Origin of the sequence: Nocardia nova NBRC 15556, assembly GCF_001613005.1 — a bacterium.
Classification (GTDB): domain Bacteria; phylum Actinomycetota; class Actinomycetes; order Mycobacteriales; family Mycobacteriaceae; genus Nocardia; species Nocardia nova.
In genome coordinates this window covers 1-23,437 of record NZ_BDBN01000063.1, presented here as the reverse complement: position 1 = coordinate 23,437, position 23,437 = coordinate 1, and the positions used below count along the sequence as shown (strand labels likewise).

Sequence of the window (23,437 nt, the reverse complement as noted above, 5' to 3'; positions counted from 1 at the left end):
GTCGCTCATGACGTTGTCGTTCCTGCCGTCTCGGGTGGGGTCACCATCGTTCCGATACCTTCCCCGGTGAACAGTTCCAGCAGTACCGCATGCGGTACCCGGCCGTCGATCACATGTGCGGTCGGGACACCGGCCTGCACCGCGCGCAGGCAGGCCTCCATCTTCGGCACCATGCCCGCGTCCAGGCTCGGCAGCAGTGCGGCCAAGGCGGCGGTGTCGATATGGGTGGTCAGTGACGAGCGGTCGGGCCAATTCGTGTACAGGCCTTCGACATCGGTGAGTACCACCAGCTTCTCCGCGCCGATGCCCTGGGCCAGCGCGGCGGCGGCGGTGTCGGCGTTGATGTTGTGCACCACGCCGTCGGCATCGGGCGCGATGGTCGAGACCACCGGAATGCGCCCGGCGCGAACGAGATCCAGCACCGCGTCCGGGTTGACGGCGGTGACGTCGCCGACCAGGCCGATGTCGGTCTGCTCGCCGTCGACGGTGACGGTGCGGCGGGTGGCGGTGAACAGCCGCGCGTCCTCACCGGAGATGCCGACCGCGTACGGGCCGTGCGCGTTGATCAGCCCGACCAGTTCCCGGCCGACCTGACCGAACAGCACCATCCGCACCACATCCATCACCTCGGGGGTGGTGACGCGGAAGCCGCCGCGGAATTCGCCCTGCAGCCCCAGCTTCTTCAGCATGGCGCTGATCTGCGGGCCACCGCCGTGCACCACCACCGGGTGCACGCCGACGGTGCGCAGGAACGCCATATCGGCGGCGAAAGCGTGTTTGAGGGTGTCGTCGATCATGGCGTTGCCGCCGTATTTGACGACCACGATCTTGTCGCGGAACTTCTGCAGCCACGGCAGCGCGCCGGCCAGCACGTGCGCCTTGTCCAGCGCCGACAGGTCCTGGGTGGTCACCGGAACCTCCGGTGTCGCTTCGGTGGTCATGAGCTGTAGGCCGAATTCTCTTCGACGTAGCCGTGCGAGAGGTCGGTGGTGCGCACGGTGGCGGTACCCTCGCCGAGCCCCAGTTCGACCAGCACCGCGATATCGGGCCCGGACAGGTCCACCTCACGTGCGCCGGGAGCGCCGGTTCCGTTGACGCACACCGGATTTCCGTTGAACGACACGGTCACCCGATCGGGATCGAGTTCGATGGGGGCGATGCCCACCGCGGCCAGCACCCGGCCCCAGTTCGGATCGGAACCGAAGAACGCGGTCTTGACCAGCGAGTCGCGGGCGACCGCGCGAGCGGCGATCAGCGCCTCGTCCTCGCTCACCGCGCCGGTGACGGTGATCTCGACGCGCTTGGTGACGCCTTCGGCGTCGGCCATCAGCTGCGCGGCGAGGTCGTCGCAGACCGCCAGCACCGCGGCGTCGAGCTCCTCCTGGCTCGGGGTGACGCCGCTGGCGCCGTTGGCCAGCAGCAATACGGTGTCGTTGGTCGAGCAGGAGCCGTCGACGTCGAGCCGGTCGAAGGTCAGCCGGGTGGCATTGCGCAGCGCCGTATCCAGCTGCTGCGGGGTGGCGGCGGCGTCGGTGGTGACCACGACCAGCATGGTGGCCAGCGACGGGGCGAGCATGCCCGCGCCCTTGGCCATCGCGCCGACATTCCATTTGTCGGCGTGATGGAACGCGGCCTGCTTCGGCACGGTGTCGGTGGTCATGATGGCGTGCGCGGCGTCGGTGCCGCCGGACAGGCCGCCCGCCATCTCGTGCACGATCTCGGTCACGCCGGGCAGCATTTTGTCCATCGGCAGCCGGTCACCGATCAAACCCGTTGAGCAGACCGCGATTTCGCCCGCGCCGGTTTCGGTTCCCCAGTTGCTCAACGCTTTCGCCAGTTCCTCGGCGGTGGCGTGGGTGTCCTGGAATCCGCCCGGGCCGGTGCAGGCGTTGGCGCCGCCGGAATTGAGGATCACCGCGCGCAGGCGCCCGCTGGTGAGCACCTGCTGCGACCACAGCACCGGCGCGGCCTTCACCTTGTTGCGGGTGAACACACCCGCCGCGGCGTAGTCGGGCCCCTCGTTGAAAACCAGTGCCAGATCGAGCTTTCCGTTCGCCTTGATGCCGGCTGCGATGCCGGCGGCCCGGTATCCGAGCGGTGCGGTCACACCCTGGGTGCGGACCAGTTTGCCGCCGGCGATATCGGTGTCGGTCACGGTGCCACTCCTACGGTGGAAAGTCCGGCGGCCTCGTCGAGACCGAGAGCGAGATTCATCGATTGCACCGCGGCGCCCGCGGTGCCCTTGGTCAGATTGTCGATGGCGCCGATCACCACCAGCGTGCGGGCGGCGGTGTCGACGGCGACCTGCAGGGTGATGGCGTTGGAGCCGACCACCGAACCGGTCTGCGGCAGTACGCCTTCGGGCAGCAGGTGGATGAACGGTTCGTCGCCGTATGCCTTGTCGTAGACCGCGCGGGCGGCGGCCAGGTCGGCCACCGCGCCCGCGGCGTCGGGACGCAGGCGCGCGGTGCAGGTGGCCAGGATGCCGCGCGGCATCGGGGCCAGCACCGGCGTGAAAGAGACTGTGACATCGCCGATGTCGGCGCCCGTCGCCGCGGCCGCGGCCTTCAGGTTCTGCGCGATCTCGGGGGTGTGCCGGTGCGCGCCGGCGATGTTGTAGGCGCGGACCGAGCCCATCACCTCCGAACCCAGCAGCCCCACGTCGAGTTTGCGGCCCGCGCCCGAGGTGCCGCTCACCGCGACCACGGTCACATCCGGTTCGACGATGCCCGCCCCGACCGCCGGCGCCAGCGCCAGACTCGACACCGTCGGATAGCAGCCCGGTACCGCGATCCGGGTGGCCCCGCGCAGCTGTTCCCGGGCGCCGGGCAGCTCCGGCAGACCGTAGGGCCAGCTTCCGGCATGCGGGGATCCGTAATAGGTCTCCCAGTCCTGGGGGTCGGTGAGCCGGAAATCGGCCCCGCAGTCGATGATCACCGTGGACTCCGGCAGCTGCTGCGCGATGGCGGCGGACTGCCCGTGCGGCAGCCCGAGGAACACCACGTCGTGCCCGGCCAGCACCTCCGCCGTGGTCGCCTCGAGGACGCGATCGGCCAGCGGCAGCAGATGCGGCTGCAGCTGTGTCAGCGTGGTCCCGGCATTGGATCCCGCGGTCAGCGCCCCGATCTCGAGGCGCCCGGCTCGGTACTCCGGATGCCCCAGCAGCACACGCAGGACCTCACCGCCCGCGTATCCGCTCGCACCAGCTACCGCGACCCGCACCACGGGCCCACTCGAGGTATCCGCCATGTGATGATTATGCACGATCATGCAAGCTCATTCACGGGCGGGTTGTGGACCCGTGGGCACAGGATCGCTCCGGTCGGTGAAGACCCAGTTCGGCAACGATATGTGACAACCGGCCCTTCCCGCCGTAACAGCCGGTTCGCGACGCTGAGATCATGAATCGCCGCACCCACGCGGATCCGTTGCTCGCGGCCGAGGCCGCCGCGGCATCGGGTGCGCCCGCGCTACGAATGACAGGAGTCGGTAAGACCTACGGCTCCGGTGCGGGCCAGGTGGTCGCGCTGCGCGATGTGGATCTGAAGATCCGGCCGGGCGAGTTCGTGGTGCTGCTGGGTCCGTCGGGGTCGGGTAAAACCACATTGCTGAACCTGGTGGGTGGGATCGAGGAGCCCTCGGGTGGTGTCGTCGAAGTGGCGGGCATGGATATCGGCGCGCTGAACGACAAGCAGCGCACCGCGTTCCGGCGGGACCGCGTCGGATTCGTCTTCCAATTCTTCAATCTGGTCCCGACCTTGACCGCGCTGGAGAACGTGGAAATACTGGCGGAGTTGACGGGGCCGGATGCCGCCGCCCGCAGTCGCGCCGCGCTGAACCTCGTCGGTGTCGCAGATGTCGCCGAGCGATTTCCCGGACAGCTGTCGGGTGGACAGCAGCAGCGAGTGGCCATCGCCCGGGCGATCGTGAAGGAACCGCCGCTGCTGCTGTGCGATGAACCCACCGGCAGTCTCGACCTCACCACCGGCCGACAGGTGCTGGCCGTATTGCGTGGTCTCGCGCGGGAGGGCCATCACACCGTCCTGATCGTGACGCACAACTCCGAAATCGCCCGGATGGCCGACCGCGTGGTGTGGCTCCAGTCGGGTGAGATCAGCCGTTCCGAGTGGGTGGACCATCCGGTCGAGGCGTCGGAGTTGCAGTGGTAGGCCGGACGCTGCTACGCAAGCTGCGCCGGGATCTATGGCGGCAGCGCTGGCAGTTCCTGGCCGTCGCCACGGTCCTGGCCATCGGCGTCGCGGCGTTCGTCGCGGCCGCGAGCGCCTACCGCAATCTCGATCAATCCTTTTCCCGGGCCTACAGTGCGCAACGACTGCCCGACGCGGTCGTCTCCGGCCCGGGCGCGGGACAATCCGTTGCGGCATTGGAGGCGCTACCGGGCGCGCCGGTGGCCGAGGTCAGGCATCAGAGCGAGGTCGGCATTCGCATCGGAGGACGGACCTTCCTCGGCCGCGCGATCGGTATCCCGGACGGGGCACAGCCCGAGGTCTCCCGGCTCTCGATACGGTCGGGAACATTGCCGTCGGCGGGCCGGCTCGTGGTCGAACAGCACCTCGCCGATCACTACGACCTGCATCCCGGCGACACCGTCGAACTTCTGAATCCCGGCGGCTGGCAAGCGATTCCGGTGGCGGGTTCGGCGTTGTCGACGGAGTACTTCTGGCCCGCCCGCTCCACGCAGGAGATCATGACCACCCCCGAGCACTTCGGCGTCGTGTTCCTTCCCGACCGCGATCTGGTCCGGAATCTGCCCGATCCGGTGGAACAGGTCGCGTTGTACGCAACGGATCGTGCTGCGGCGGGTGATCTGGTCAATGCAGCCGAGCGCTACACGCGAGCACACGGACTGCAGCTTGTCCCGCGTGATCAGCAGCCGTCGTATCGAGCGTTGCAGGACGACGTCGAGGCATTCGGGACCTTCGCGAATCTGTTGCCGTGGTTGTTCCTGGCCGCAGCCGTGCTCGGTACCTACGTGCTGCTGTCCCGCGTGGTGGCAGCGCAGCGGGCAGTCATCGGAACCCTCGCTGCCAACGGCTTCTCCCCCGGGCTACTGCGCCGGCACTACCTCGGATACGGCGTGGCGTGCGCGGTGCTCGGCATCGTTCCCGGCCTGGCCGGGGGCTATGTACTCGGCGGCTGGATCACCACCCGCTATACCCAGGCTCTCGGACTGCCCTTGCATGTGACCGCATGGCATCCGGGCATCCTGTTCGTCGCTTCCGCCGCGACCCTGGCCGCCGCGACCGTTGCCGCGTGGGCGCCCGCGCGGGCCGCAGCGCGAATGTCGCCCGCCGAGGCCATGCGAGTCGCGCCGCCGTCCCGGCGCGGAGGACGCAGCGTCCTCGAACGCCTCGTTCCACCGCTCGAACGCGCACCGGCACGCTGGCGGATGATGCTGCGGGCCGTGCTGCGGAATCGTCGCCGCGCGGTGTTGACCATCGTCGGTGTGGCCGTCTCGGTGAGCCTGGTGATGGTCTTCGCCGGGTTGCGCGACACCGTCGCGACACTCATCGACCGGCAGTACGGCCGGATCATGCTGCAGGACGGCGAGATCGCGACCGCCCCCGGCGCTACCGATTCGGTGCTGACCCGCGTCCGGCAGGACCCCGACGTCGCCGCGGCCGAGCCGATGGGCCGCTACGACGTGGCACTCTCGGCCGGGGATCGTCACTACGACACCCTCGTGATCAGCTTGCCGCCCGCGACGCAGATGCACCGGTTCATCGCAGAGTCCGGTTCGAACCAGTTGTCCAGCAAGGGTTTACTGCTCGGCTCGGGGCTGCACGACACCCTGGGCGTCTCGGTCGGGGACACCGTCAATGTCGCCGATACCGCCACCGGACAACACCTATCGGCACCGATCGCCGGATTCGTCGACGAGCCGCTGTCCCCGGTTGTGTACGTTTCGGCCGACTACCTGAGGCAGGCTATCGGTCCCGTACCGGATACGGGCGTGCTGGTGAAACTGCGGCCCGGCGTGACCGATGAGCGCGCCGTCTCCGATCGGCTCACCGCGATCCCCGGTGCGGTCGCGTACCTTTCCACGGCCACCGTGGCCTCGGCCATGCGGCAGGCATTCGCGATGTACAACACGCTGGTGGGAATCATGCTGATTTTCGCCGCAGCCATGGCCGCGGCGCTGCTTTTCAACGCGATGTCGGCCAACATCGGCGAGCGGCTGGGAGAACTCGGCGCCCTGCGGGCAGCGGGGATGGGTACCGGAATGCTGTCGCGCCTGATCGCCGCCGAGAATCTCGTCCTCGTCGTGGTCGGCATTCCGCTCGGCATCGGATGTGGCATCCTGCTCGCCCGCAGGCTGCTGGCCACCTACGAAAATCAGGGCGCCCGTCTCGAATTGGCGATGAGTTCGCCGACACCGGCACTTGTCGCGTCAGCCGTTCTGGCCGCCGCGATCACTGTCCAACTTCCCGCACTGCGTCGCGTCCGCAACCTCGACATCGCCCGCATCGTTCGCGAGCGCTCACTCTGACGAGGAGCGCTCCGGCCGGCGTGGCGGACCGCCCGAGCAGCACCGGAGCCATCCGGCTGTCCCGCTGCCGCCGGATCGCATCCGTTGCGCGGAAGCCGACGACGAAGGTCGCCGAAGCGATGGGACCGAGGACCCTGCCCGAACGATCACCCTGGACGGACAGTTGGTCTATGGCATCCGATCAGAGCGAGCACACGGTACTCATCGTCTACGCCTCCGCAGCGGGTTCGACCGCCCAGATCGGCGAGTTCATGGCGCGCCGGATGCGGGAGGCGGGATTGCACGTCCGGGTGGAGCCGGTGGATCGGGCACCGGACCCCGGCTGCTTCGAGGCGGTCGTACTGGGCAGCGCGATCCACAACGGAGGCTTCCTCCCCGGTTTCGCCGACTACATCGAGCGCTATGCGAAGACGTTGAAACAACGCCCGAACTGGTTGTTCAGCGTCGGCATGGGGCCGGCCCTGCGTGGCCCGGTGGGAGCGTTCTTCAAACGGCTCACGCCGCCCGTCGTCACCGAATGCCGGACCTCGGCCGGCAGCAAGGGATATCGCGGTTTCGCCGGTGTCGTCGTCCGGCCCCCTGAGCTGCGCAACCGGCTGCTGATCCGCCTGTTCGGTTGCCCGTACGGCGATCTACGCGATTGGGCCGCGATCACGGCTTGGGCCGACGAGATCGTCTCGTGGATCGATGATGCCCTGCCCGCCACTCGATTACCGGCGACCCGCGATCCGGCGGACACCACGATCGGCGAAGGCAATCCGGGCCCGGCCTGAGCCGCACCGGATCCCGTCGGCACACAGTTTCTGTCGGCCGCTGAATGTGTTGTGCTACAGAATCATTCGATATTCCCGAGCTGGCCACGCCGCCGATCGGACGACGGCGACGATGATCGCGCTGCCGATGACGCCTCAGCAAGGCCGGGTAGGCAGCCGGTGATCATCGCGGCGATCGGCTGAATGTGGCGATCTTCGCGGGCGATCACGGCGTTCCGGACTTCGGGCGGGATGTTCGGAAAATGGGTTGGCGCGGGATATCGGAGTTGTTAACCTTCTGCGGTCCGACCTGATCACGCGAGGGGGTGAGTCCCATTTTCACGACATTCCTTGGGCGCTCCCCGTTCTCACGATCGGACGATTGACGCACGTCGTCATCGGGAGTGCTCGTCCGAGCGATCCCGAGAGGGGACGACAATGCACTCTTCCGAACTCATGGTGACGCGCATCGCGGACCGGCAGTGGCATGCGCTGGCCGGCGACCGGATGGTCGGTTGTGGCGAGGCATCGCCGCGGCCCGATGGGCGACTGTTTCTCAGCATCGACTCCTGGCAGGCCGACGCCTTCGACCGGCTCGCCGCCGCCATGCTGGCCGACCTGCCCACACCGCTCTACACGGTGGTCGACGAGGCCGACCTCGAACTGACCGCGCACTGGCGCCGGGCGGGTCTCGCGATCCGGCGGCGCGAATGGGAATACCGGGTTCCCACCGATCCGGCGATCACGGGACTCGATTCGGCATCGCCGCCGGGTATCGAGATCCTGAATTTCGGTGCGGCCGAGGCGTATTCACTGCGCGAACTGGACCGCGCCGTACGCGCCGAAGTCGAGGCCGCCGCCGGTTGGCAGACCATGCCGGCCGAGGTGATCTCCCCACCGATCGATCCCGCGAACTATGTGGTGGCGGCCCAGGCCGGCCGCTATGCGGGGCTGTGCCGGGTGACGCAGCCGACTCGGCTACCGCGCATCGGCCTGATCGCGGTTCGCGCCGACGCGCACCGGCGCGGCATCGCTCGCGCCCTGTTGGGGCGGGCGCTGGGCTCGCTGCATCGCGCCGGAAAGGCTTGGGCCTCTGCCGAAATCGACGAATCCAACGCGGCGGCGACCGTCCTGTTCGAAGGCATCGGCGCCGAGCGGTCGAACAGCGCCCTGGAGTTGGTGTGGCGATGAAGAAAGGAGCGATCGAAGTTCAGGGGCACGTCGTGGAATGCCTGCGCAACGCGACTTTCACGGTGGAACTCCCCAACGGACACAAAGTCCTCGCCCACCTGTCCGGCAAGGTCCGGATGAACTACATCAAGATCCTCCCGGACGACCGGGTCCTGGTGGAGCTGAGTCCCTACGACCTGACCAGGGGTCGAATCCTGTTCCGTTATCGGAGTTGAGGCCCCATAGGGCGAGGTAAGTCGACGATCTGCGCACCCGTTTCCGTGTGCGCAGGTTCGCCGCCTACCGGGCCGAACTAATCGTGCAAACCTCCGCGGAAATGCGCGAAAACTGCCTATTTCGCCGAGGTTTGCACGGTTGGTTCGGGGCCCGCGCGCCTGGACTGCTCAGCCACGACCGACCTAGCGGGTATCGGCCATCTCCTAGGATTGTTGCTGCAACAACAGTTATTGTTGTTGCAGCAACAATCAGGGAGGCAGCCATGATGTACTCGTTCACCGAAGAAGCCGTGGTAACGGGCGAGATCGACCGCATCTGGGCGGTGGCCACGGACGTGGCCCGCTGGGCCGAATGGGATCCGCACGAGGAGAAGGCGCGTATCGACGGGCCGTTCGAAGCGGGAACCAAGGGGTGGGTGAAGCCCAAAGGAGCACCGGCGGGACCGTTCACGATCGTCGCGGTGGAACCCGGACGGTCGTGGACCAGCGAGGCGGGCCTGCCGTTCGGTAAGTTGCGGGGCCGGCGCACCTACGAGCCACTCGGCGACGGCACCGTGCGGGTATCGGAGAACGTCGAAGTCCACGGGCCGATGGGACCGCTGTTCAAGCTCATCTGGGAAAAGGGTATGCGCGCCGATATGCCGCGCACCTTCGCGGCCCTCGCGGCGGAGGCGGCACGGCATGGCTGAGCGATCGGCACAGGCCGTACCCCGGGGCCCACTCGTCTCTCCGGGGTTCTGGTTGCATCACGCCGCCCTGGAATGGCGGGCGACGCTGGAGCGAAACCTCCGTCCGCTCGGACTGACGCCCACTCAGTTCAATCTGCTGGCCTCCACCGGATGGCTGGCCCACCGCGGCAGCCTCCCCACTCAGCAGCAGTCGGCGGATATGGCGGGCGTCGATCGAATGATGGCGTCCCGGGTGATCCGCGCCCTGGAGGAGCGCGGCTTGCTCCGGCGTCACCCCGACCCCGCCGACGCCCGCGCATTCCGACTCGAAATCACCTCCGCCGGAAGGAAATTGGCGAGCACGGCGATCCAGGTCGCCGTAGACACCGACGAACAGATCTTCGGCGCCGACGCTGACCTCCTGCGCGAACACCTCCGCCCGATCGCCGCCCACCGAGTACCGGCGGACCGACCGACGAAGTGAAACCGACACCGAGCGACCCGGTCCGGCAGCGCCCGCGAACTACGTTGTCCGCCGGGCGAAGGGGGCTGCGATCCGACGACCGGATGGCAGCCGGATCCGATGCCGGGCAGCATCACCGGCTCGCGGGTGCTGATGGGGCACCGACCGGCGAGGGCGGGCCGAGCCTCGTTCGCCGCGTTCTCGGCACGCGGAACCCTTTCCGCGGCCGAACTATTCGTGCAAACCTCCGCGCGATCGGGCGAAAAGCGGCAACTTCGCCGAAGTTTGCACGATTAGTTCAGCGTCGCTGCAGCGGTATTCGGTCTGCCCGGTCGACACCGCCGTCGACGCGGCATGGGCAGGGCTACATGGAGCCGGCGCACAACATCGGCTGGACCACGAAATTGTTGCCGGGGTTCGTATCCGGCGTCGTGCTCGTCACCGTGGCGGTGATCAGTTCCAGCGTGCGCGCGGTACCGACCGTGTAGCTGGCGATTTCTCCCGGTGCCAGAGTGGGTTTGATGATGGATCCGGACGGGCCGAACGGCGTCCAGTAGTTCACCGCCACATTCTCCGCGGTCGCGGTGCCGATATTGCGGACGATCACCTGCAACGGCGGCGGGAAGCCCGGCAGCGCCCCGCCACAGTAGGTGTAGACCTCCACATCGGCACCGGCCGGTTCGGCCTGCGCCGCAACGCCGAAACCCACCGCGGTCGTGGCCGCCATCGCCACCCCGGCGGCCAGCACGCCGATACGCCTGATCTTCATAGGAACCTCCCGCTCGACGAACTCTCGTACGGAATATCGAGACCTCGGCAAACCTGTTATGCCCCGAAAAGGGTGGGCGCCGGGCACGCGAGCCTTCGTGTGCTCTCGAGCGGTTCACAAGTTTGGCGATAACTCACGAATCGTCGTTCACTTTCCGCTATCGTCGCGCTCGTCGGGACGGTGTCTCGGCGGGGCCGGTGTCGCGGCGGCGAGGCAGGTCCCTCTCGACCGGCGGTCGTGTCAGAGCCGTCGGCGGTGTTGTGGAGGAGCAGGATGTACCCCGGTGCGCATGTCGATCGATTCCCTGATAAACCGGCGGTCGTGCTGGCCGGGAGCGGTAGCACGCTGACCTACCGCGAGCTCGAGGACAACTCGGTTCGCCTCGCGCGGCATCTGTACGAGGCGGGTCTGCGCAAGGGCGATCACATCGCGCTGCTGTCCGGCAATACGCTCGAGGTGTACGAGGTCTACTGGGCGGCGTTGCGATCCGGTCTTTACATCACGGCCGTCAACCGGCATCTGTCCGCGGACGAGATCAGCTATATCGTCAACGACTGCGGCGCGCGGGCGCTCATCGTGTCGGCGGAACTGGCGGAGGTGGCCCGGCGGGTGGTCGAGCAGACTCCCGCGGTCGGGATCCGGCTCGCCTTCGGCGGGGATGTCCCCGGCTACGAATCGTATGAAAAGGCTGTGGCCGCAGCGTCTCCCGAACCGCTGCCGGATCAGCCACGCGGCGCCGACATGCTGTATTCGTCGGGCACCACCGGCCGCCCGAAGGGCATCAAGCATCCGCTGCCGGATCGGCAGGTCGGCGATGCGCCGGGTGACACCTATACCGCCGTCTTCGGCCCGCTCTACGGATTCGACACCGACACCGTGTATCTGTCGCCGGCTCCGCTGTATCACGCCGCGCCGTTGCGATTCGGCGGCGTGGTTCATGCCCTCGGCGGAACCGTGGTGGTGATGGAACGCTTCGACGCCGAACAGGCGCTCGCCGCGATCGAACGCTATCGCGTCACCCACAGCCAGTGGGTGCCGACGATGTTCGTGCGCATGCTGAAACTGGACGAGAGCGTGCGTACCCGCTACGACGTTTCGAGTATGCGAGTCGCCGTGCACGCCGCCGCGCCGTGCCCGGTGGAGGTGAAGCAGGCGATGATCGACTGGTGGGGGCCGGTGCTGTACGAGTACTACGCCTCCACCGAGGGCAACGGCGCCACCTTCATCGACAGCGAGCAGTGGTTGCGCAAACCCGGCTCGGTCGGGCCGGCGGGGATGGGCGCCGTTCGCATCTGCGACGACGACGGCCACGAGTTGCCCGCCGGCGAGATCGGCACCATCTATTTCGAGCGCGAGGAAGTCCCGTTCGACTACCACAACGATCCCGAGAAGACCGCCAAGGCAATCCATCCCGAGCATCCGACCTGGACGACCACCGGCGATATCGGCTATATCGACGCCGACGGATTCCTGTTCCTGACCGACCGCAAGGCGTTCATGATCATCTCCGGCGGGGTGAACATCTACCCGCAGGAAATCGAGGACGCCCTGGCCCTGCATCCGGATGTCCTCGATGTGGCGGTGATCGGGGTCCCCGACGAGGAGATGGGCGAATCGGTGAAGGCGGTCGTCCAGCCCGCACCCGGCGTCGAGCCGGGACCCGAACTGGCACAACGACTTCGCGATTTCCTGCGCGAGCGCATCGCTCACTACAAGGTGCCGCGCAGCGTCGATTTCGCCGACGAATTGCCCCGTACGCCGACGGGAAAGCTGGTCAAGGGCAAGCTGCGCGAGCAGTACGTGTGAGGTTCGCCGGCGGCCCCGGCAACCACGAATCCGGCTGGCACACGGCATGTTTCAGCGCGGCACGTTGCGTAGGTTCGATCGGGCCATGTCGATCATCCGGCCCACGCCGCCGGTCAGCACGATCTTGCTGGCCGCGAGCGCGAAGCCGCGTACCTGCGCGGCGGTGATGTGCGGCGGGAGGGACAGGGCGTTGGGGTCGGTGACGAGGTCGACCAGGGCGGGGCCCGGATGTTCCAGCGCTTCGGCGATGGCATTCCGGATCGCGAACGGATCCGTCACCCGCGCCGCGTGGATGCCGGCGGCGCGGGCGACGGCGGCGAAATCGACCGGGACGTGGTCGGTTTCGAAATTCGGCAGGCCGTCCACCAGCATTTCCAGCCGGACCATACCCAGCGACGAATTGTTGAAGACGATGATCTTCACCGGCAGCCGATGCAACGCCACGGTGAGCAGCTCACCCATCAGCATGCCCAGACCGCCGTCGCCGGACATCGAGATCACCTGCCGGTCCGGATAGGCGAACTGCGCGCCGATGGCATGCGGCAGGGCGTTGGCCATAGTGCCGTGCAGGAACGACCCCATCACCCGGCGGCGGCCGTTCGGGGTCAGATAGCGGGCCGCCCACACATTGCACATGCCGGTGTCGACGGTGAAGATCGCGTCGTCGGAGGCGAGTTCGTCGAGAATGTCGGCGGCGTATTCGGGGTGAATCGGCTTGTGGTCGGCGACATTTCGGGTGTAGGCGTCGACGACCTGCTCGAGCAGCCGGTAGTGCTCGCCGAGCATGCGGTCCAGGAATTCCCGGTCGGATTTCTGCGCGAGGAGGGGAAGGACCGCGCGCAGGGTTTCGCGAACGTCGCCGTGCACGGCCAGCTTCAGTGGCGTGCGCCGGCCGAGGCGGGAGGCATCGTGGTCGATCTGCACGGTATTGGTTCCCGGCAGGAATTCGTCGTAGGGGAAATCGGTGCCCAGCAGCAGGACCAGATCGGCTTCGTGCATGGCCTTGTAGCAGGCGCCGTAGCCGAGCAGACCGCTCATCCCCACGTCGTAGGGATTGTCGAACTGGATCCATTCCTTGCCGCGCAGGCTGTGCCCGATGGGTGCGTGCAGCGTCTCGGCGAGCCGCATCACCTCTTCGTGCGCGTCGCGAACGCCGGCACCGCAGAACAGGGTGACGGTTCGTGCCGCGTTCAGCGCGTCGGCGAGCGCCCGCACCTGTTCGGCGGCGGGCATGACGCGACCGAGTTCGGAGACGAGGCTCGTTTCGCCGGTGGGATGCGCGATGTCCAACTGGGCGACATCGCCCGGGAGCACCACCACCGACACCTCGTGGCGCGCCAGCGCATGCTGGATCGCGATCCGCAGCATGCGCGGCATCTGCTCGGGCCGGCTGATCATTTCGCAGTATCCGCTGCATTCGACGAAGAGGCGTTCCGGATGCGTTTCCTGGAAGAACTGCGTGCCGATCTGATCGGAGGGGATGTGGGAGGCCAGCGCCAATACCGGCGCCCCGGTGCGGTGCGCGTCGTAGAGGCCCTGGACGAGATGGGTGTTGCCCGGGCCGCAGCTTCCCGCGCACACGGCCAGGCGGCCGGTCAACTGCGCCTCCGCCGCCGCGGCGAAGGCGGCGGCCTCCTCGTTGCGCACATGCACCCATTCGATCTGCGGGGTACGGCGCACGGCGTCGACGATCGGATTGAGGCTGTCGCCCACCACGCCGTAGATCCGCCGCACTCCGGCCTGTACGAGAACGTGCACGAATTGGTCGGCCACATTCGTTTTCGCCATGCGCACTCCTCCACCGCTGTCATCGGCGCCGGCGGATTCGCCTTCGCCCGGAGCCGAAGCTCCCTTCCGGATGAACAGATCGCGATCGCCACGAATACTACCGGGCGGGGTGGAGCGGAAATGGCGTCGCACAGCACGCGGACCGCTTGCCGCAGCTGAGCAGATTTCGCACAGAGCGCCGAAGCGCGCCCTGCTATTCGATGTCGTAGGCGATTCACGGCCAAGGTGCGCCGGCCGTCGGCGAAATTGCCCCCTGAATATTCACAGCGAATTCCAGCCAACCGGCCGAGCCATCGTCCGGCACGATCTGGCGGCCGCAAAAACGTTGGTGGACAATAGGTATCGGCCACACCGCATACGGCGCTACCCACTTCGATACGACCGACGACGCATACACGACATCGAGCAACCACCACCGTGATCTCGATGTGATCGGCGATCGGAGGTCGGTACATCCATGCGCTCCTGAGGCTTTCGGTAATGGCATGCCCGATAGCCGAGGCCGGAGACCGCCGTATCGCGGAAACGATCGGAATTCGGCGGTTGGTTCTTCCCGGCTACCGGGGCTGATGCCAGTTCGTCAGGCAAGGAATGCGTCGAGGTAGCCCACCTTTCCGAAGGTATGGTCGGCGTCCGCGACTCCAAGAACCCCACCGGCCCCGCCCTCGTCTTCGCCCCCACCGAATGGGATGCGTTCACCGCCCGCCTCGAGCGCGGCGGCTTCGACCTCACCTAACCTTCTGTGCCACAAGGGCGTTCGAGCACCATCGCTCGAACGCCCTTGTCATATCAGGGGGTGCGAGCGTCGTGGTTCTCACGATGGGCCGACACCTCGTCCATATGGTCCTGCGCCCAGGATCTGAGGCCGCGCGTCAGGTGGTGGAGTGAGAGGCCGAGTTCGGTGAGCTCGTAGGTGACCGTGACCGGAACGGTCGGCGTCACTGTGCGGGTGAGCAAGCCATCACGTTCGAGAGCCCGCAGGGTTTGGGTCAGCATCTTCTGGCTGACACCGACCAGCAGGCGCGATAGTTCGGAGTAGCGCATCGCCTTCGCGGCAGCCGCGACACCGGGCCGATCGGATGGGTCGCCCGCATCCCCGCTCAACGCGCACAAGATCAGCACGACCCATTTGTCGGAGATCCGATCGAGGAGTTGACGACTGGGGCATGCCGCCAGGAATGCGTTGTACTCCGCGCTGCTCCGAGCCCCCTCGAATACCTTCGCTGTCACCGGTCTCGCCTTTCGCTTTCGGAGAGTTACGCACTTTCAAGTGCCTACTTCCCGAAAGGAAGTAGCTCTCCAACAATGGTGCCAGCAGGTCGGAGACTCCCGATCGGAGATGAAAGGCACCACGTGAGCACACCCCTACTTCCCGGCGGCACCCGAATGCTCGGCGACGCGACTGTCACCCGGTTCGGCTACGGCGCCATGCAGCTCGCCGGCCCCGGGGTCATGGGGCCGCCCGCCGACCGCGACGGCGCGCTGGCCGTGCTACGCGAGGCAGTCGATGCCGGTATCACCCACATCGACACCAGCGCCGCATACGGGCCCGACGTGACGAACGAGTTGATCCGTGAGGCACTGCACCCCTACCCGGACACGGTGTACATCGCCACGAAGGTCGGGGCGCGCCGCGACGCGCAGGGCGGCTGGCCTACGGCCCGGCGTCCCGAAGACCTGCGCGAACAGGTGCATCAGAACCTTCGGTCGCTCGGGGTCGAGAACCTCGATCTGGTCAACCTGCGCATGGGCGATGCCGCAGGCCCCCGGCCCGGCTCGCTCGCAGAGGCATTGGAGACGCTCGCCGACCTTCAGCAGGATGGCCTGATACGCCATCTCGGAGTCAGCAACGTCACCGCGGATCAAGTCGCCGAGGCGCGGAGCATCGCGTCGATCGTATGCGTGCAGAACATGTACAACCTCGCCCATCGCCACGACGACGACCTCATCGACCGGCTCGTGGCCGACGGCATCGCCTACGTGCCGTACTTCCCGCTCGGTGGCTTCACGCCGCTACAGTCGGAGACACTCGCCCAGGTCGCGAGCCGAGTGGGTGCCGCGCCGCTGCCGGTGGCGCTGGCCTGGCTGTTGCGGAGGGCACCGAACATTCTGCTCATCCCCGGTACGTCATCCGCGACTCACCTGCGCGAAAACATCGCGGGGGCCGGGCTTTCACTGTCGGATGAGGACGTCGCCGCGCTGGACGGAATCGGTCGCTGACCATGCCGCCGAGGAGCCGCTCACTCTGTGGCCGCTCATACCTCGTGGCTGGGTCGGCGCCGGCCCGGATCCTCCACGATCACCTCCGGCTCCGCCGGCCTTCCCGGCCACGGTCGCTCGGCGACCACCGGGAACTGGCCGGTGTGGTCGTGGCGAATCGCCGCTATTCGCAACACTTTCCGGCGCGTCAGGAACCATCCCCCGACGAGGACGGGGCCCATCACACAGACCGTCGCCACGACCGCCCAGCGTTGGATCGGGTCGCTGCTGCAGGCCATCAGTGCCACCACGGCCACCAGGAAGACGAGGGTGGCGATACCGGTGTAAGGCGCGCCGATCATGCGGTACGCGGGGCGATGGGAGATGCCGTCCCACCAGCGTCGCCACAGGCGCAACTGGCAGAGCAGCACCACCATCCACGAGACGATCGTGCCGAGAGCCGAGACGTTCAGCACGATCTCGAAGGCCTTGTCCGGCACCACCGCGTCGAGCCCCACGCCGATCAGCGCGATCACGCCGGTGGCCAGAATGCCGATGTAGGGCACGCCGGTACGGGACATGCGGCCGGCCACCGCGGGGGCGCTGCCGTTCGCCGACATCGAGCGCAGGATGCGGCCGGTGGAATACAGGCCGGCGTTGAGACTGGAGAACGCGGCGGTGAGCACGATCAGATTCATCATCGACCCGGCAGCGGGGACGCCGATGCGGGCGAAGAAGGTGACGAACGGGCTCTCGCCGTCACGAAAGGCGGTGTAGGGCAGCAACAGTCCGAGCAGGACGAGTGAGCCGATATAGAACACCCCGATGCGGGCGATGACCGAATTGATGGCGCGCGGCATCACCTCGTGCGGATTCTCGGTCTCCCCCGCCGCGATACCGACCAACTCCACTGCCGCATAGGCGAATACGACGCCCGTGGTGACCGTGACGAGCGGCAGCACACCGGTCGGGAACAGTCCGCCGTGATGAGCGATCACGCCGACCCCCGTGGCTTCGCCCCGAATGGCGAACCGGCCGGCGAGAAAGACCGAGCCCACGATCAGAAATCCGATGAGGGCGACGACTTTCACCAGCGCCACCCAGAATTCGAGCTCTCCGAACCATCGCACCGAGATCAAATTCGTGCCGACGACCGCGACCAGCGCCACCAGTGCGATCACCCACTGCGGCACCACCGAGAACGCACCCCAATAGCGGACATATGTCGCGATCGCGGTGATGTCGACGATGCCGGTCATACACCAGTGAAAGAAATACATCCAGCCGACGGCAAATGCGAGTTTCTCGCCATAAAATTCGCGCGCGTAGGATACGAACGATCCCGACGACGGCCGATACAGCACCAACTCCCCCAGCGCCCGCAGCACGAAGAAGACGAAGACACCGCAGACCGCGTAGACCAGAAAGAGCCCCGGACCTGCATCGGCGAGACGTCCGCCCGCACCGAGGAACAGCCCGGTGCCGATCACTCCACCGATCGCGATCATCTGCAACTGACGGTTACGTAACGACTTTCGGTAACCGTCCTGCTCCGTATGCAACGCCGCGGCCAGAGCCGATAATTCGACGGGTCGGTGGTCTGTGCTCATGACCGGACCTTCCGGTGGACAACATTGAATCTTCAAACAACGTAGCGTCGGACATCGGTACGTTCACCGGTGGGAATATCTATATACCGCGCGGTCGGTTCTCAGAAAATGGACACCGTTACCCTCGATGTCGAAAATTCAAACGTGCATAATCGAAATCGACGAGGGGGCAATTCGATGTAGCCGAATCGTTGCCGACCGCGTCCGGCGACCGCGATAGCGGCACCCGGCCATACCCCGCCGGGAATTGCCGGCACTCGCACCGCGGCCCACGCTGGTCTCGTGAACGACATTCGATACGGCCTGCTCCTCCCCGGCGGCGTCGCGCAGTTGGAACGCGGCGGCGCGGCCCGCAGCCTGGCCGAGCTGGCGGTGACAGCCGAAGGAATGGGATTCGATTCGGTGTGGCTGGGCGATTCGCTGAGCCGGGCTCGGATCGAACCCCTGACGGTCCTGGCGGCCGCGGCGGCGGTGACCGAGCGGATCACCCTCGGGACGGCCGCGCTGATGCCGGCCTACCGGCACCCGGTACAGGCCGCCGCCACCCTCGCATCGCTGGACCAGCTCGCCTCCGGCCGGCTGATCCTCGGCGTCGGCGCGGGATTCCCGGAACTCAGCCGCGCCGAATTCGACCTCGTCGGCGTGGACTACCGAACCCGCTTCTCCCAGCTCGACGACACCGTCGACCTGTGGCGGCGGCTGTGGTCCGGCAACACCGACCCCTTCCACGGCAAGGTTCTCCACTACGACTGGTTGCCGGACGTCCCGCAGCCGCATCGGCCGGGCGGACCGCCCATCTGGGCCACCGGCATCACGCCCGCCGCGCTCGCCCGGACCGGACGGCGCTACGACGGCTGGCTCCCCTACCCACCGGATGTGGCCGCCTACGCCGACGGCCTGGCCACCGTCCGGTCCGCCGCCTCCGCCGCCGGCCGCGCCGAAACATCCATTACTCCGGCACTTTTCGCGACCGTCTACCTCAGCGACGACGCGCAGGAGGGCCGGGCGGCGCTGGACCGCTACGCGCAGGCGACCTACCGGATGCCGGTGGAGACGGTCGAAACGATCCAGGTCCTGTTGACCGGCACCGCCGAACACGTTGCGGCGCAACTGCATCGGTACATCGATGCGGGCGCCGAACACATCCTCCTGCGCATCGCCGCCCTCGACCCGGCCGAGTTCACCGGGCAATTGGCCCTGATCGAGTCCCTGCTACGGCCCATGACGATCTCGCGCTGATGTGCCGCACATCACTTTTCCGCACTGTCACATCGATCGCGTGAGCGGCATCTTGTGTGCGTTCCCGCCAACGATCACGACAGCAAGGACGACGTCATGGAATCCCGCTTCACTCTCACCGACAGTGCACTCGGCGCCAAGTTCGCCAAACGATTCGGTAACACCAGCATGGTCATCCTCCAGTCGACGCTGCCCAAGGCCACCCAGGACCTGATGATGCTGCGCGTCAGCCAGATCAACGGCTGCGGGTGGTGCACCGATGTGCACAGCAAGGACCTCGCCGCCGCCGGAGAGCCCGCGGTGCGCATCAACCTGGTCGCCGCGTGGCGCGAGGCGTCGGTGTTCAGCGAGGCCGAGCGGGCCGCGCTGGCACTGGCCGAGGAGGGCACCCGGCTCGCCGACGCCCATCAGGGAGTTTCGGACGAGACCTGGGCGCAGGTGCGCAAGCACTACGACGAAGACCAGATCGCCGCACTGGTCGGCCTCATCGCTCAGATCAACGCGGCCAACCGGCTCGGCGTGATCGTGCGCCAGCAGGGCGGCTCGTACGAGCCCGGCATGTTCGCCGATATCGACGGCTGATCAGCGAGCTCGGCCCGGCTCAGGGGTGTCGCCCCGGGCCGGGCCGCGGTCGCGGTTCGGGTGTGCCCGTCTACTGCGTGGCCTCGGCCAGGATCGCCAGCACCGGCTCCGAGGTGTAGAAGGGTTCGAGGCGTTCGCGAATCAGCTTGGCCAGCACGCCGTTTCGCTTCGCAGCCTCGACCACCGCGGGACCGTAGCGCAGGATCTCGGTGCGGATGTCGTCGGCGGACAGGCCCAGTTCGGGCAGCAACGCGCCGAGGGTGTGGTCGCCGTATTTGGTGAAGAACACGTCGACGCACTCGTCGAGGAGCACACCCACGTACTCCTTGTCGCGGGTGGTGACGACGATCCGGTGTACCAGCAGGGCGAGTTCGCGCAGGTCGGCCTGGGTCAGGTAATCGCGCAGGCCGCTGACCGGCTCACCGGCGTGCAGATCCCAGAACTCCATCGCCGCGCCGTGCACCGGTGCGTCGCGCAGCATCTCCCGGATCGCGTTGTTGGTGCGCTTGAGGGCGAACATCGCGCCCTTACCGGCCATATCGCCTATGAAGGTGCCGCTGCTGGCCTTCTCGGCGGCCTTGCGGGCGGACTTGGCCGCGTTGGTGCCGAACGACACCAGCGATCCGACGCCCGGAACCTTGCTGGCCATCTGCCGGTTCGACTCCATGAAATCGTCGATCAGCTTGTCGACGAATTTGGACGCCGCCGTCGCGACCAAGGGGCTTTCGGTCAGCCGCTCCAGCAGGCGCTCCTGCGCCTGGTGCATGCCGAAGATCTTCTCCAGCAACGCTTCCACGGGCTCGCGGTCCACGACGTCACCGAGGGTGTAGTCGTTGTTCTCGGCGACGTTGTCGTAGATGGCGTCGGCGAACGCGGCCACCGAATCCTGCAGCACCGGGCTGCCGCCGATGCGATTCACCACGGTGCGCACCGTCTGCCGCGCCTCCTCGACGGAGACCACATCGCGGAAGACGATGGTGTCGGCGACCGCCAGCACATCGTCCACATCGCGGGCGACGACCTCGGCGAACCGATCTCCCGTCACCTCCGCGAGCAGGTAGTCCACTTGCGCGTCGAGCAGTTTCGCGGCGATGTCCTGTGCTGCGGTCATCGGTTCCCCTTCAGCTGTCCGGACCGCCGGACCAGCCGGAATCACACGTCGTCGCGCAGCGACTTCCGGATCTCGTCCAGGCGTTCCCGCGCGGCTTTCTCCCGCGCCTGCCATTGTTCGTCGGCGCTGCGGCCCGCCGGTGTCTGCCGGTCGAGTTCGCCCAACCCCTGGGCGGTGCCGTAGCGCTGCTCGACCTTATCGCGAACTGACTCGAAAGTAGGGACTCCGGATTCGGAGTATCCGCCGGGCACCCCGAAGCCCTCCGGCGGCAGCGGCACGCCCGAGCCCACCGCGACCTGCCCGAATCCGCCCGAGATCGGCGGCGGCACGGCGGCGGCCGCACCGGGAGTGTCCGAACTCACATCGACCTCCGGTTCGGCATGAGTGGGGCGGGCCGCCAGTTCGGCCGCGGTCAGATGCAACTTCTCCAGACCCGGCCGGCCCGTGGTCGCGGTGACCACGACCTCGAGCAGATCCTCATCCTGCATCGCGGCGAGCAGGGCCGCCATATCACCGGTTTCGGACATGCACCCAGGCTACGCACCGCGACCGCGGTCCGACCGATTTCACTCGCCGGTCACCGACTCCACGCCCGCGAGAACGTCGCGAACCCACGCCGATACGGTTCCCGACCACCCGGGAATCGAGACCAGGGTGTTGTGACCGGCGTTGGGGTAGATCAGCAGCCGCTTGGGGTCGGCCGCCGCCGCGTGCAGCGTCCGGCCCATCTCGACCGGGAGCAGTTCGTCGGCGTCGCCGTGCATGACGAACGTCGGCACGCGCAGGGTGCGGAGTCGCTGCAGCGTCGGAAACGCGTTCGGCACCAAGGCTTTCGGAATGAAGGGGTAGACCGCGCGGGCCGCGTCGCGCAGGCCGGTGAAGGTGGACATCAGAATCATCGCGGCGGGCGGATATTCGGTCGCCAGTTCGGTGACCACCGCGCCGCCGAGCGATTTACCGAGATAGACAACGCGTTTCGGTTCCACGCCGGACTGTTCCAGCAGCGCCCGGCGGGCGGCGCGGGCGTCCAGATACAGCCCGCGTTCGCTCGGCCGGCCCGGACTGCGACCGTAACCGCGATAGTCGAAGGTCAGCACGTTCAAGCCGGCCGCGGCCAGCAATGCCAGGATCGGCGAGCGATCACCGATATTGCCGCCGTTGCCGTGGGCGTACAGCACGTGGGCGATCGGCTTCTCGGCGCGCACGAACCAGGCATTGATCCGGGCTCCGTCGCCCGCGGTGAGCCAGAGCTCCTCGTGGTCGAAGCCGAACTGCTCGGGCGTCATCGTGATCCGACGTTCGGGATGGAACGTCAGCGCGTTGAGCACGCCCTCGGCCGGATGTCGCATAGCCCCTTCTTAGCGCCGACTACCACCAAGTCTCCACTCGGCCGCTGAATTCACAGGTTCAGATGCAGGCGTAGCGCCCGGTCCAGGTCCTTGACCAGCGCGGGTGGCAAGGTGCCGAGCACCCGCCCTATCCGTTCCACAGATACCGAACGAACCTGTTCGGCCTGCGCTTTCGACGCCACTCGCAAACCTGGGACATCCTCCAACAGCACCTGGAACGGAAAGATTCTATCCGTGTTGCTCGTCACCGGCACCACGGTGACCACACCGCGTCCGAGCTGTACAGCACGCCGGTTGGCGCCGTCGTTGCTGACGACGACGGCGGGACGAGTCTTCGCCACCTCGTTTCCTCGAACCGGGTCGAGGTCGACCAGCACGACGTCCCCGCGCCGCACTACAGGTCACCGGTCGCGACCGACCAGGCAGCTTCCTCGCCCGCTTCTTCCCACTCTTCCCACGCCTGTTCATAGGCATCTTCCAGTGCGCGGGCACGCAGCAGCTCGATGGCTTTGTGCACAGCGGCGGACCGACCAGGCAAATCCGACCGACGCACTTCCTCGTCGATCGTCGCCAGGTCGTCGTCCGACAGACTCACACTCAGCTTCATACCCATGATGCTACCAGGGTAGGAATATGGTTCGCACTATCCACGCAGAACCGCGCCTACGGCGTCGGCCGCCGCCGCGACCGCGGAATCACGGGCCGCGCTCGCCTCGTCCTCGGTGAGGGTGCGGTCACTCGCGCGGAAGCGCAGGGCGTAGGTGAGGGATTTGCGGCCCTCGCCCGCCTGGGCGCCCTCGTAGACGTCGAACAGCGCGATGTCCTCGAGCAACTCGCCCGCACCGGTGCGCAGCGCCGATTCGACCTGGGCCGCGCCCACGGTCTTCTCGACACTCACCGACACGTCCTGCAGAACCGCCGGGAAGGCGGAGACCACGGGGGCGGGACGGGATTCGCGCAGCGGCAGCGCGTCCAGATCCAGTTCCAGCGCACAGGTGCGCGGCGGCAGACCGCTGCGCTCCAGCACGGCCGGATGCAGTTCACCGGCGTGGCCCACGACCGTGCCGTCGACGAGCAGTTCCGCGCAGCGGCCCGGATGGAACGGCAGGTAGGCGGCGGCGCGGCGCTCGATGGTGACGCCGGCGGCATCGGCCACGGCGTCGGCGAGCGCGAAGGCGTCGGCC

24 protein-coding genes and 1 pseudogene are annotated in these 23,437 nt (G+C 67.3%); 12 read left to right on the top strand and 13 right to left on the bottom strand.

Annotation, left to right across the window (positions count from 1 at the left end; translation table 11 throughout):
• Positions 1–5 precede the first annotated feature (5 nt).
• The 3 genes from argB to argC are packed head-to-tail and all read right to left on the bottom strand — an operon-like array spanning position 6 to position 3,249.
• The gene (gene argB, locus NN2_RS23985; RefSeq protein WP_082857217.1) at positions 6–941 is read right to left on the bottom strand and encodes an acetylglutamate kinase; all 936 of its coding nucleotides are present in this window, start codon (positions 939–941) and stop codon (positions 6–8) included.
• Entirely contained in the window at positions 938–2,155 is a 1,218-nt protein-coding gene (argJ, locus tag NN2_RS23980; RefSeq protein WP_063016094.1) for a bifunctional glutamate N-acetyltransferase/amino-acid acetyltransferase ArgJ, read from the bottom strand. The genes argB and argJ overlap by 4 nt, the downstream gene beginning before the upstream one ends.
• Complete coding sequence (argC, locus tag NN2_RS23975) at positions 2,152–3,249, bottom strand: N-acetyl-gamma-glutamyl-phosphate reductase (RefSeq protein WP_063016093.1); 1,098 nt, start codon at positions 3,247–3,249, stop codon at positions 2,152–2,154. The genes argJ and argC overlap by 4 nt, the downstream gene beginning before the upstream one ends.
• 152 nt (positions 3,250–3,401) lie before the next feature.
• On the opposite strand from argC, the gene NN2_RS23970 reads away from it, so the two are divergent.
• The 7 genes from NN2_RS23970 to NN2_RS23940 all read left to right on the top strand — a co-directional run bounded on the left by NN2_RS23970 (position 3,402) and on the right by NN2_RS23940 (position 9,821).
• Complete coding sequence (locus NN2_RS23970; RefSeq protein ID WP_082857216.1) at positions 3,402–4,169, top strand: ABC transporter ATP-binding protein; 768 nt, start codon at positions 3,402–3,404, stop codon at positions 4,167–4,169.
• Positions 4,163–6,511 (top strand): ABC transporter permease, encoded by a 2,349-nt coding sequence (locus tag NN2_RS23965; RefSeq protein ID WP_063016092.1) that lies wholly within the window; start codon positions 4,163–4,165, stop codon positions 6,509–6,511. Before NN2_RS23970 ends, NN2_RS23965 begins: the two co-directional genes overlap by 7 nt.
• A gap of 170 nt (positions 6,512–6,681) precedes the next feature.
• On the top strand, positions 6,682–7,284 hold the full coding sequence (locus NN2_RS23960; protein WP_063016091.1) for a flavodoxin domain-containing protein: 603 nt from the start codon (positions 6,682–6,684) through the stop codon (positions 7,282–7,284).
• A gap of 417 nt (positions 7,285–7,701) precedes the next feature.
• Entirely contained in the window at positions 7,702–8,454 is a 753-nt protein-coding gene (locus tag NN2_RS23955) for a GNAT family N-acetyltransferase (RefSeq protein ID WP_063016090.1), read from the top strand.
• A complete protein-coding gene (infA, locus tag NN2_RS23950; protein WP_227462776.1) occupies positions 8,445–8,669 on the top strand; it encodes a translation initiation factor IF-1 in 225 nt (74 codons plus the stop codon). Before NN2_RS23955 ends, infA begins: the two co-directional genes overlap by 10 nt.
• A gap of 263 nt (positions 8,670–8,932) precedes the next feature.
• A complete protein-coding gene (locus NN2_RS23945; RefSeq protein WP_063016089.1) occupies positions 8,933–9,358 on the top strand; it encodes an SRPBCC family protein in 426 nt (141 codons plus the stop codon).
• Complete coding sequence (locus NN2_RS23940; protein WP_063910857.1) at positions 9,351–9,821, top strand: MarR family winged helix-turn-helix transcriptional regulator; 471 nt, start codon at positions 9,351–9,353, stop codon at positions 9,819–9,821. Before NN2_RS23945 ends, NN2_RS23940 begins: the two co-directional genes overlap by 8 nt.
• A gap of 343 nt (positions 9,822–10,164) precedes the next feature.
• On the opposite strand, the gene NN2_RS23935 is transcribed toward NN2_RS23940, so the two are convergent.
• The gene (locus NN2_RS23935) at positions 10,165–10,569 is read right to left on the bottom strand and encodes a hypothetical protein (RefSeq protein WP_063016087.1); all 405 of its coding nucleotides are present in this window, start codon (positions 10,567–10,569) and stop codon (positions 10,165–10,167) included.
• 273 nt (positions 10,570–10,842) lie between these two features.
• Between NN2_RS23935 and NN2_RS23930 the strand changes: the two genes are divergently transcribed.
• The gene (locus tag NN2_RS23930) at positions 10,843–12,375 is read left to right on the top strand and encodes an acyl-CoA synthetase (RefSeq protein WP_063016086.1); all 1,533 of its coding nucleotides are present in this window, start codon (positions 10,843–10,845) and stop codon (positions 12,373–12,375) included.
• Between the two features lie 51 nt (positions 12,376–12,426).
• On the opposite strand, the gene NN2_RS23925 is transcribed toward NN2_RS23930, so the two are convergent.
• Entirely contained in the window at positions 12,427–14,163 is a 1,737-nt protein-coding gene (locus tag NN2_RS23925; protein WP_063016104.1) for a pyruvate dehydrogenase, read from the bottom strand.
• Positions 14,164–14,749: 586 nt separating this feature from the next.
• Between NN2_RS23925 and NN2_RS36545 the strand changes: the two are divergent.
• Positions 14,750–14,899 (top strand): annotated as a pseudogene (locus NN2_RS36545) (DUF397 domain-containing protein); the annotation flags it as partial.
• A gap of 53 nt (positions 14,900–14,952) precedes the next feature.
• Here NN2_RS36545 and NN2_RS23920 read toward each other — a convergent pair.
• Positions 14,953–15,393: a winged helix-turn-helix transcriptional regulator gene (locus NN2_RS23920; protein WP_063016085.1), complete on the bottom strand. Its 441-nt coding sequence runs from the start codon at positions 15,391–15,393 to the stop codon at positions 14,953–14,955.
• A gap of 123 nt (positions 15,394–15,516) precedes the next feature.
• Between NN2_RS23920 and NN2_RS23915 the strand changes: the two genes are divergently transcribed.
• Entirely contained in the window at positions 15,517–16,383 is an 867-nt protein-coding gene (locus NN2_RS23915) for an aldo/keto reductase family oxidoreductase (RefSeq protein WP_063016084.1), read from the top strand.
• A gap of 35 nt (positions 16,384–16,418) precedes the next feature.
• On the opposite strand, the gene NN2_RS23910 is transcribed toward NN2_RS23915, so the two are convergent.
• Positions 16,419–17,972, bottom strand: coding sequence for an amino acid permease (locus NN2_RS23910; protein WP_063016083.1), 1,554 nt, complete (start codon positions 17,970–17,972; stop codon positions 16,419–16,421).
• Between the two features lie 282 nt (positions 17,973–18,254).
• Here NN2_RS23910 and NN2_RS23905 point away from each other — a divergent pair, with 282 nt between their 5' ends.
• Positions 18,255–19,211, top strand: coding sequence for an LLM class flavin-dependent oxidoreductase (locus tag NN2_RS23905; RefSeq protein WP_218022055.1), 957 nt, complete (start codon positions 18,255–18,257; stop codon positions 19,209–19,211).
• Between the two features lie 96 nt (positions 19,212–19,307).
• A complete protein-coding gene (locus NN2_RS23900) occupies positions 19,308–19,793 on the top strand; it encodes a carboxymuconolactone decarboxylase family protein (RefSeq protein ID WP_063016103.1) in 486 nt (161 codons plus the stop codon).
• A gap of 70 nt (positions 19,794–19,863) precedes the next feature.
• Here NN2_RS23900 and NN2_RS23895 read toward each other — a convergent pair whose 3' ends face one another.
• From NN2_RS23895 to NN2_RS23870, 6 genes are all read right to left on the bottom strand, one after another.
• Entirely contained in the window at positions 19,864–20,904 is a 1,041-nt protein-coding gene (locus NN2_RS23895) for a hypothetical protein (protein WP_063016082.1), read from the bottom strand.
• A gap of 41 nt (positions 20,905–20,945) precedes the next feature.
• Positions 20,946–21,431, bottom strand: a complete 486-nt coding sequence (locus tag NN2_RS23890) for a hypothetical protein (RefSeq protein ID WP_030518958.1) — start codon at positions 21,429–21,431, stop codon at positions 20,946–20,948.
• A 39-nt stretch (positions 21,432–21,470) separates the two neighbouring features.
• Positions 21,471–22,253 carry an alpha/beta hydrolase gene (locus NN2_RS23885; RefSeq protein ID WP_063016081.1) on the bottom strand — a complete coding sequence of 261 codons (783 nt, stop codon included), beginning with the start codon at positions 22,251–22,253 and terminating at the stop codon, positions 21,471–21,473.
• Between the two features lie 50 nt (positions 22,254–22,303).
• Positions 22,304–22,648 (bottom strand): type II toxin-antitoxin system PemK/MazF family toxin, encoded by a 345-nt coding sequence (locus NN2_RS23880; protein WP_063016080.1) that lies wholly within the window; start codon positions 22,646–22,648, stop codon positions 22,304–22,306.
• A complete protein-coding gene (locus tag NN2_RS23875; RefSeq protein WP_063016079.1) occupies positions 22,648–22,860 on the bottom strand; it encodes a ribbon-helix-helix protein, CopG family in 213 nt (70 codons plus the stop codon). Before NN2_RS23875 ends, NN2_RS23880 begins: the two co-directional genes overlap by 1 nt.
• Before the next feature lie 36 nt (positions 22,861–22,896).
• The coding region (locus tag NN2_RS23870; RefSeq protein WP_501193555.1) for a phenylalanine--tRNA ligase subunit beta-related protein at positions 22,897–23,437 on the bottom strand (541 nt) is incomplete at its 5' end.

Coding starts and splice junctions, on each gene's coding strand:
- argB (WP_082857217.1), bottom strand. CDS start 941: ATGACCACCGAAGCGACACCGGAGGTTCCGGTGACCACCCAGGACCTG.
- argC (WP_063016093.1), bottom strand. CDS start 3,249: ATGGCGGATACCTCGAGTGGGCCCGTGGTGCGGGTCGCGGTAGCTGGT.
- NN2_RS23890 (WP_030518958.1), bottom strand. CDS start 21,431: ATGTCCGAAACCGGTGATATGGCGGCCCTGCTCGCCGCGATGCAGGAT.
- NN2_RS23930 (WP_063016086.1), top strand. CDS start 10,843: ATGTACCCCGGTGCGCATGTCGATCGATTCCCTGATAAACCGGCGGTC.
- NN2_RS23900 (WP_063016103.1), top strand. CDS start 19,308: ATGGAATCCCGCTTCACTCTCACCGACAGTGCACTCGGCGCCAAGTTC.
- NN2_RS23875 (WP_063016079.1), bottom strand. CDS start 22,860: ATGAAGCTGAGTGTGAGTCTGTCGGACGACGACCTGGCGACGATCGAC.
- NN2_RS23935 (WP_063016087.1), bottom strand. CDS start 10,569: ATGAAGATCAGGCGTATCGGCGTGCTGGCCGCCGGGGTGGCGATGGCG.
- NN2_RS23970 (WP_082857216.1), top strand. CDS start 3,402: ATGAATCGCCGCACCCACGCGGATCCGTTGCTCGCGGCCGAGGCCGCC.
- NN2_RS23895 (WP_063016082.1), bottom strand. CDS start 20,904: ATGACCGCAGCACAGGACATCGCCGCGAAACTGCTCGACGCGCAAGTG.
- NN2_RS23940 (WP_063910857.1), top strand. CDS start 9,351: ATGGCTGAGCGATCGGCACAGGCCGTACCCCGGGGCCCACTCGTCTCT.
- NN2_RS23910 (WP_063016083.1), bottom strand. CDS start 17,972: ATGAGCACAGACCACCGACCCGTCGAATTATCGGCTCTGGCCGCGGCG.
- NN2_RS23925 (WP_063016104.1), bottom strand. CDS start 14,163: ATGGCGAAAACGAATGTGGCCGACCAATTCGTGCACGTTCTCGTACAG.
- NN2_RS23960 (WP_063016091.1), top strand. CDS start 6,682: ATGGCATCCGATCAGAGCGAGCACACGGTACTCATCGTCTACGCCTCC.
- NN2_RS23955 (WP_063016090.1), top strand. CDS start 7,702: ATGCACTCTTCCGAACTCATGGTGACGCGCATCGCGGACCGGCAGTGG.
- NN2_RS23945 (WP_063016089.1), top strand. CDS start 8,933: ATGATGTACTCGTTCACCGAAGAAGCCGTGGTAACGGGCGAGATCGAC.
- NN2_RS23885 (WP_063016081.1), bottom strand. CDS start 22,253: ATGCGACATCCGGCCGAGGGCGTGCTCAACGCGCTGACGTTCCATCCC.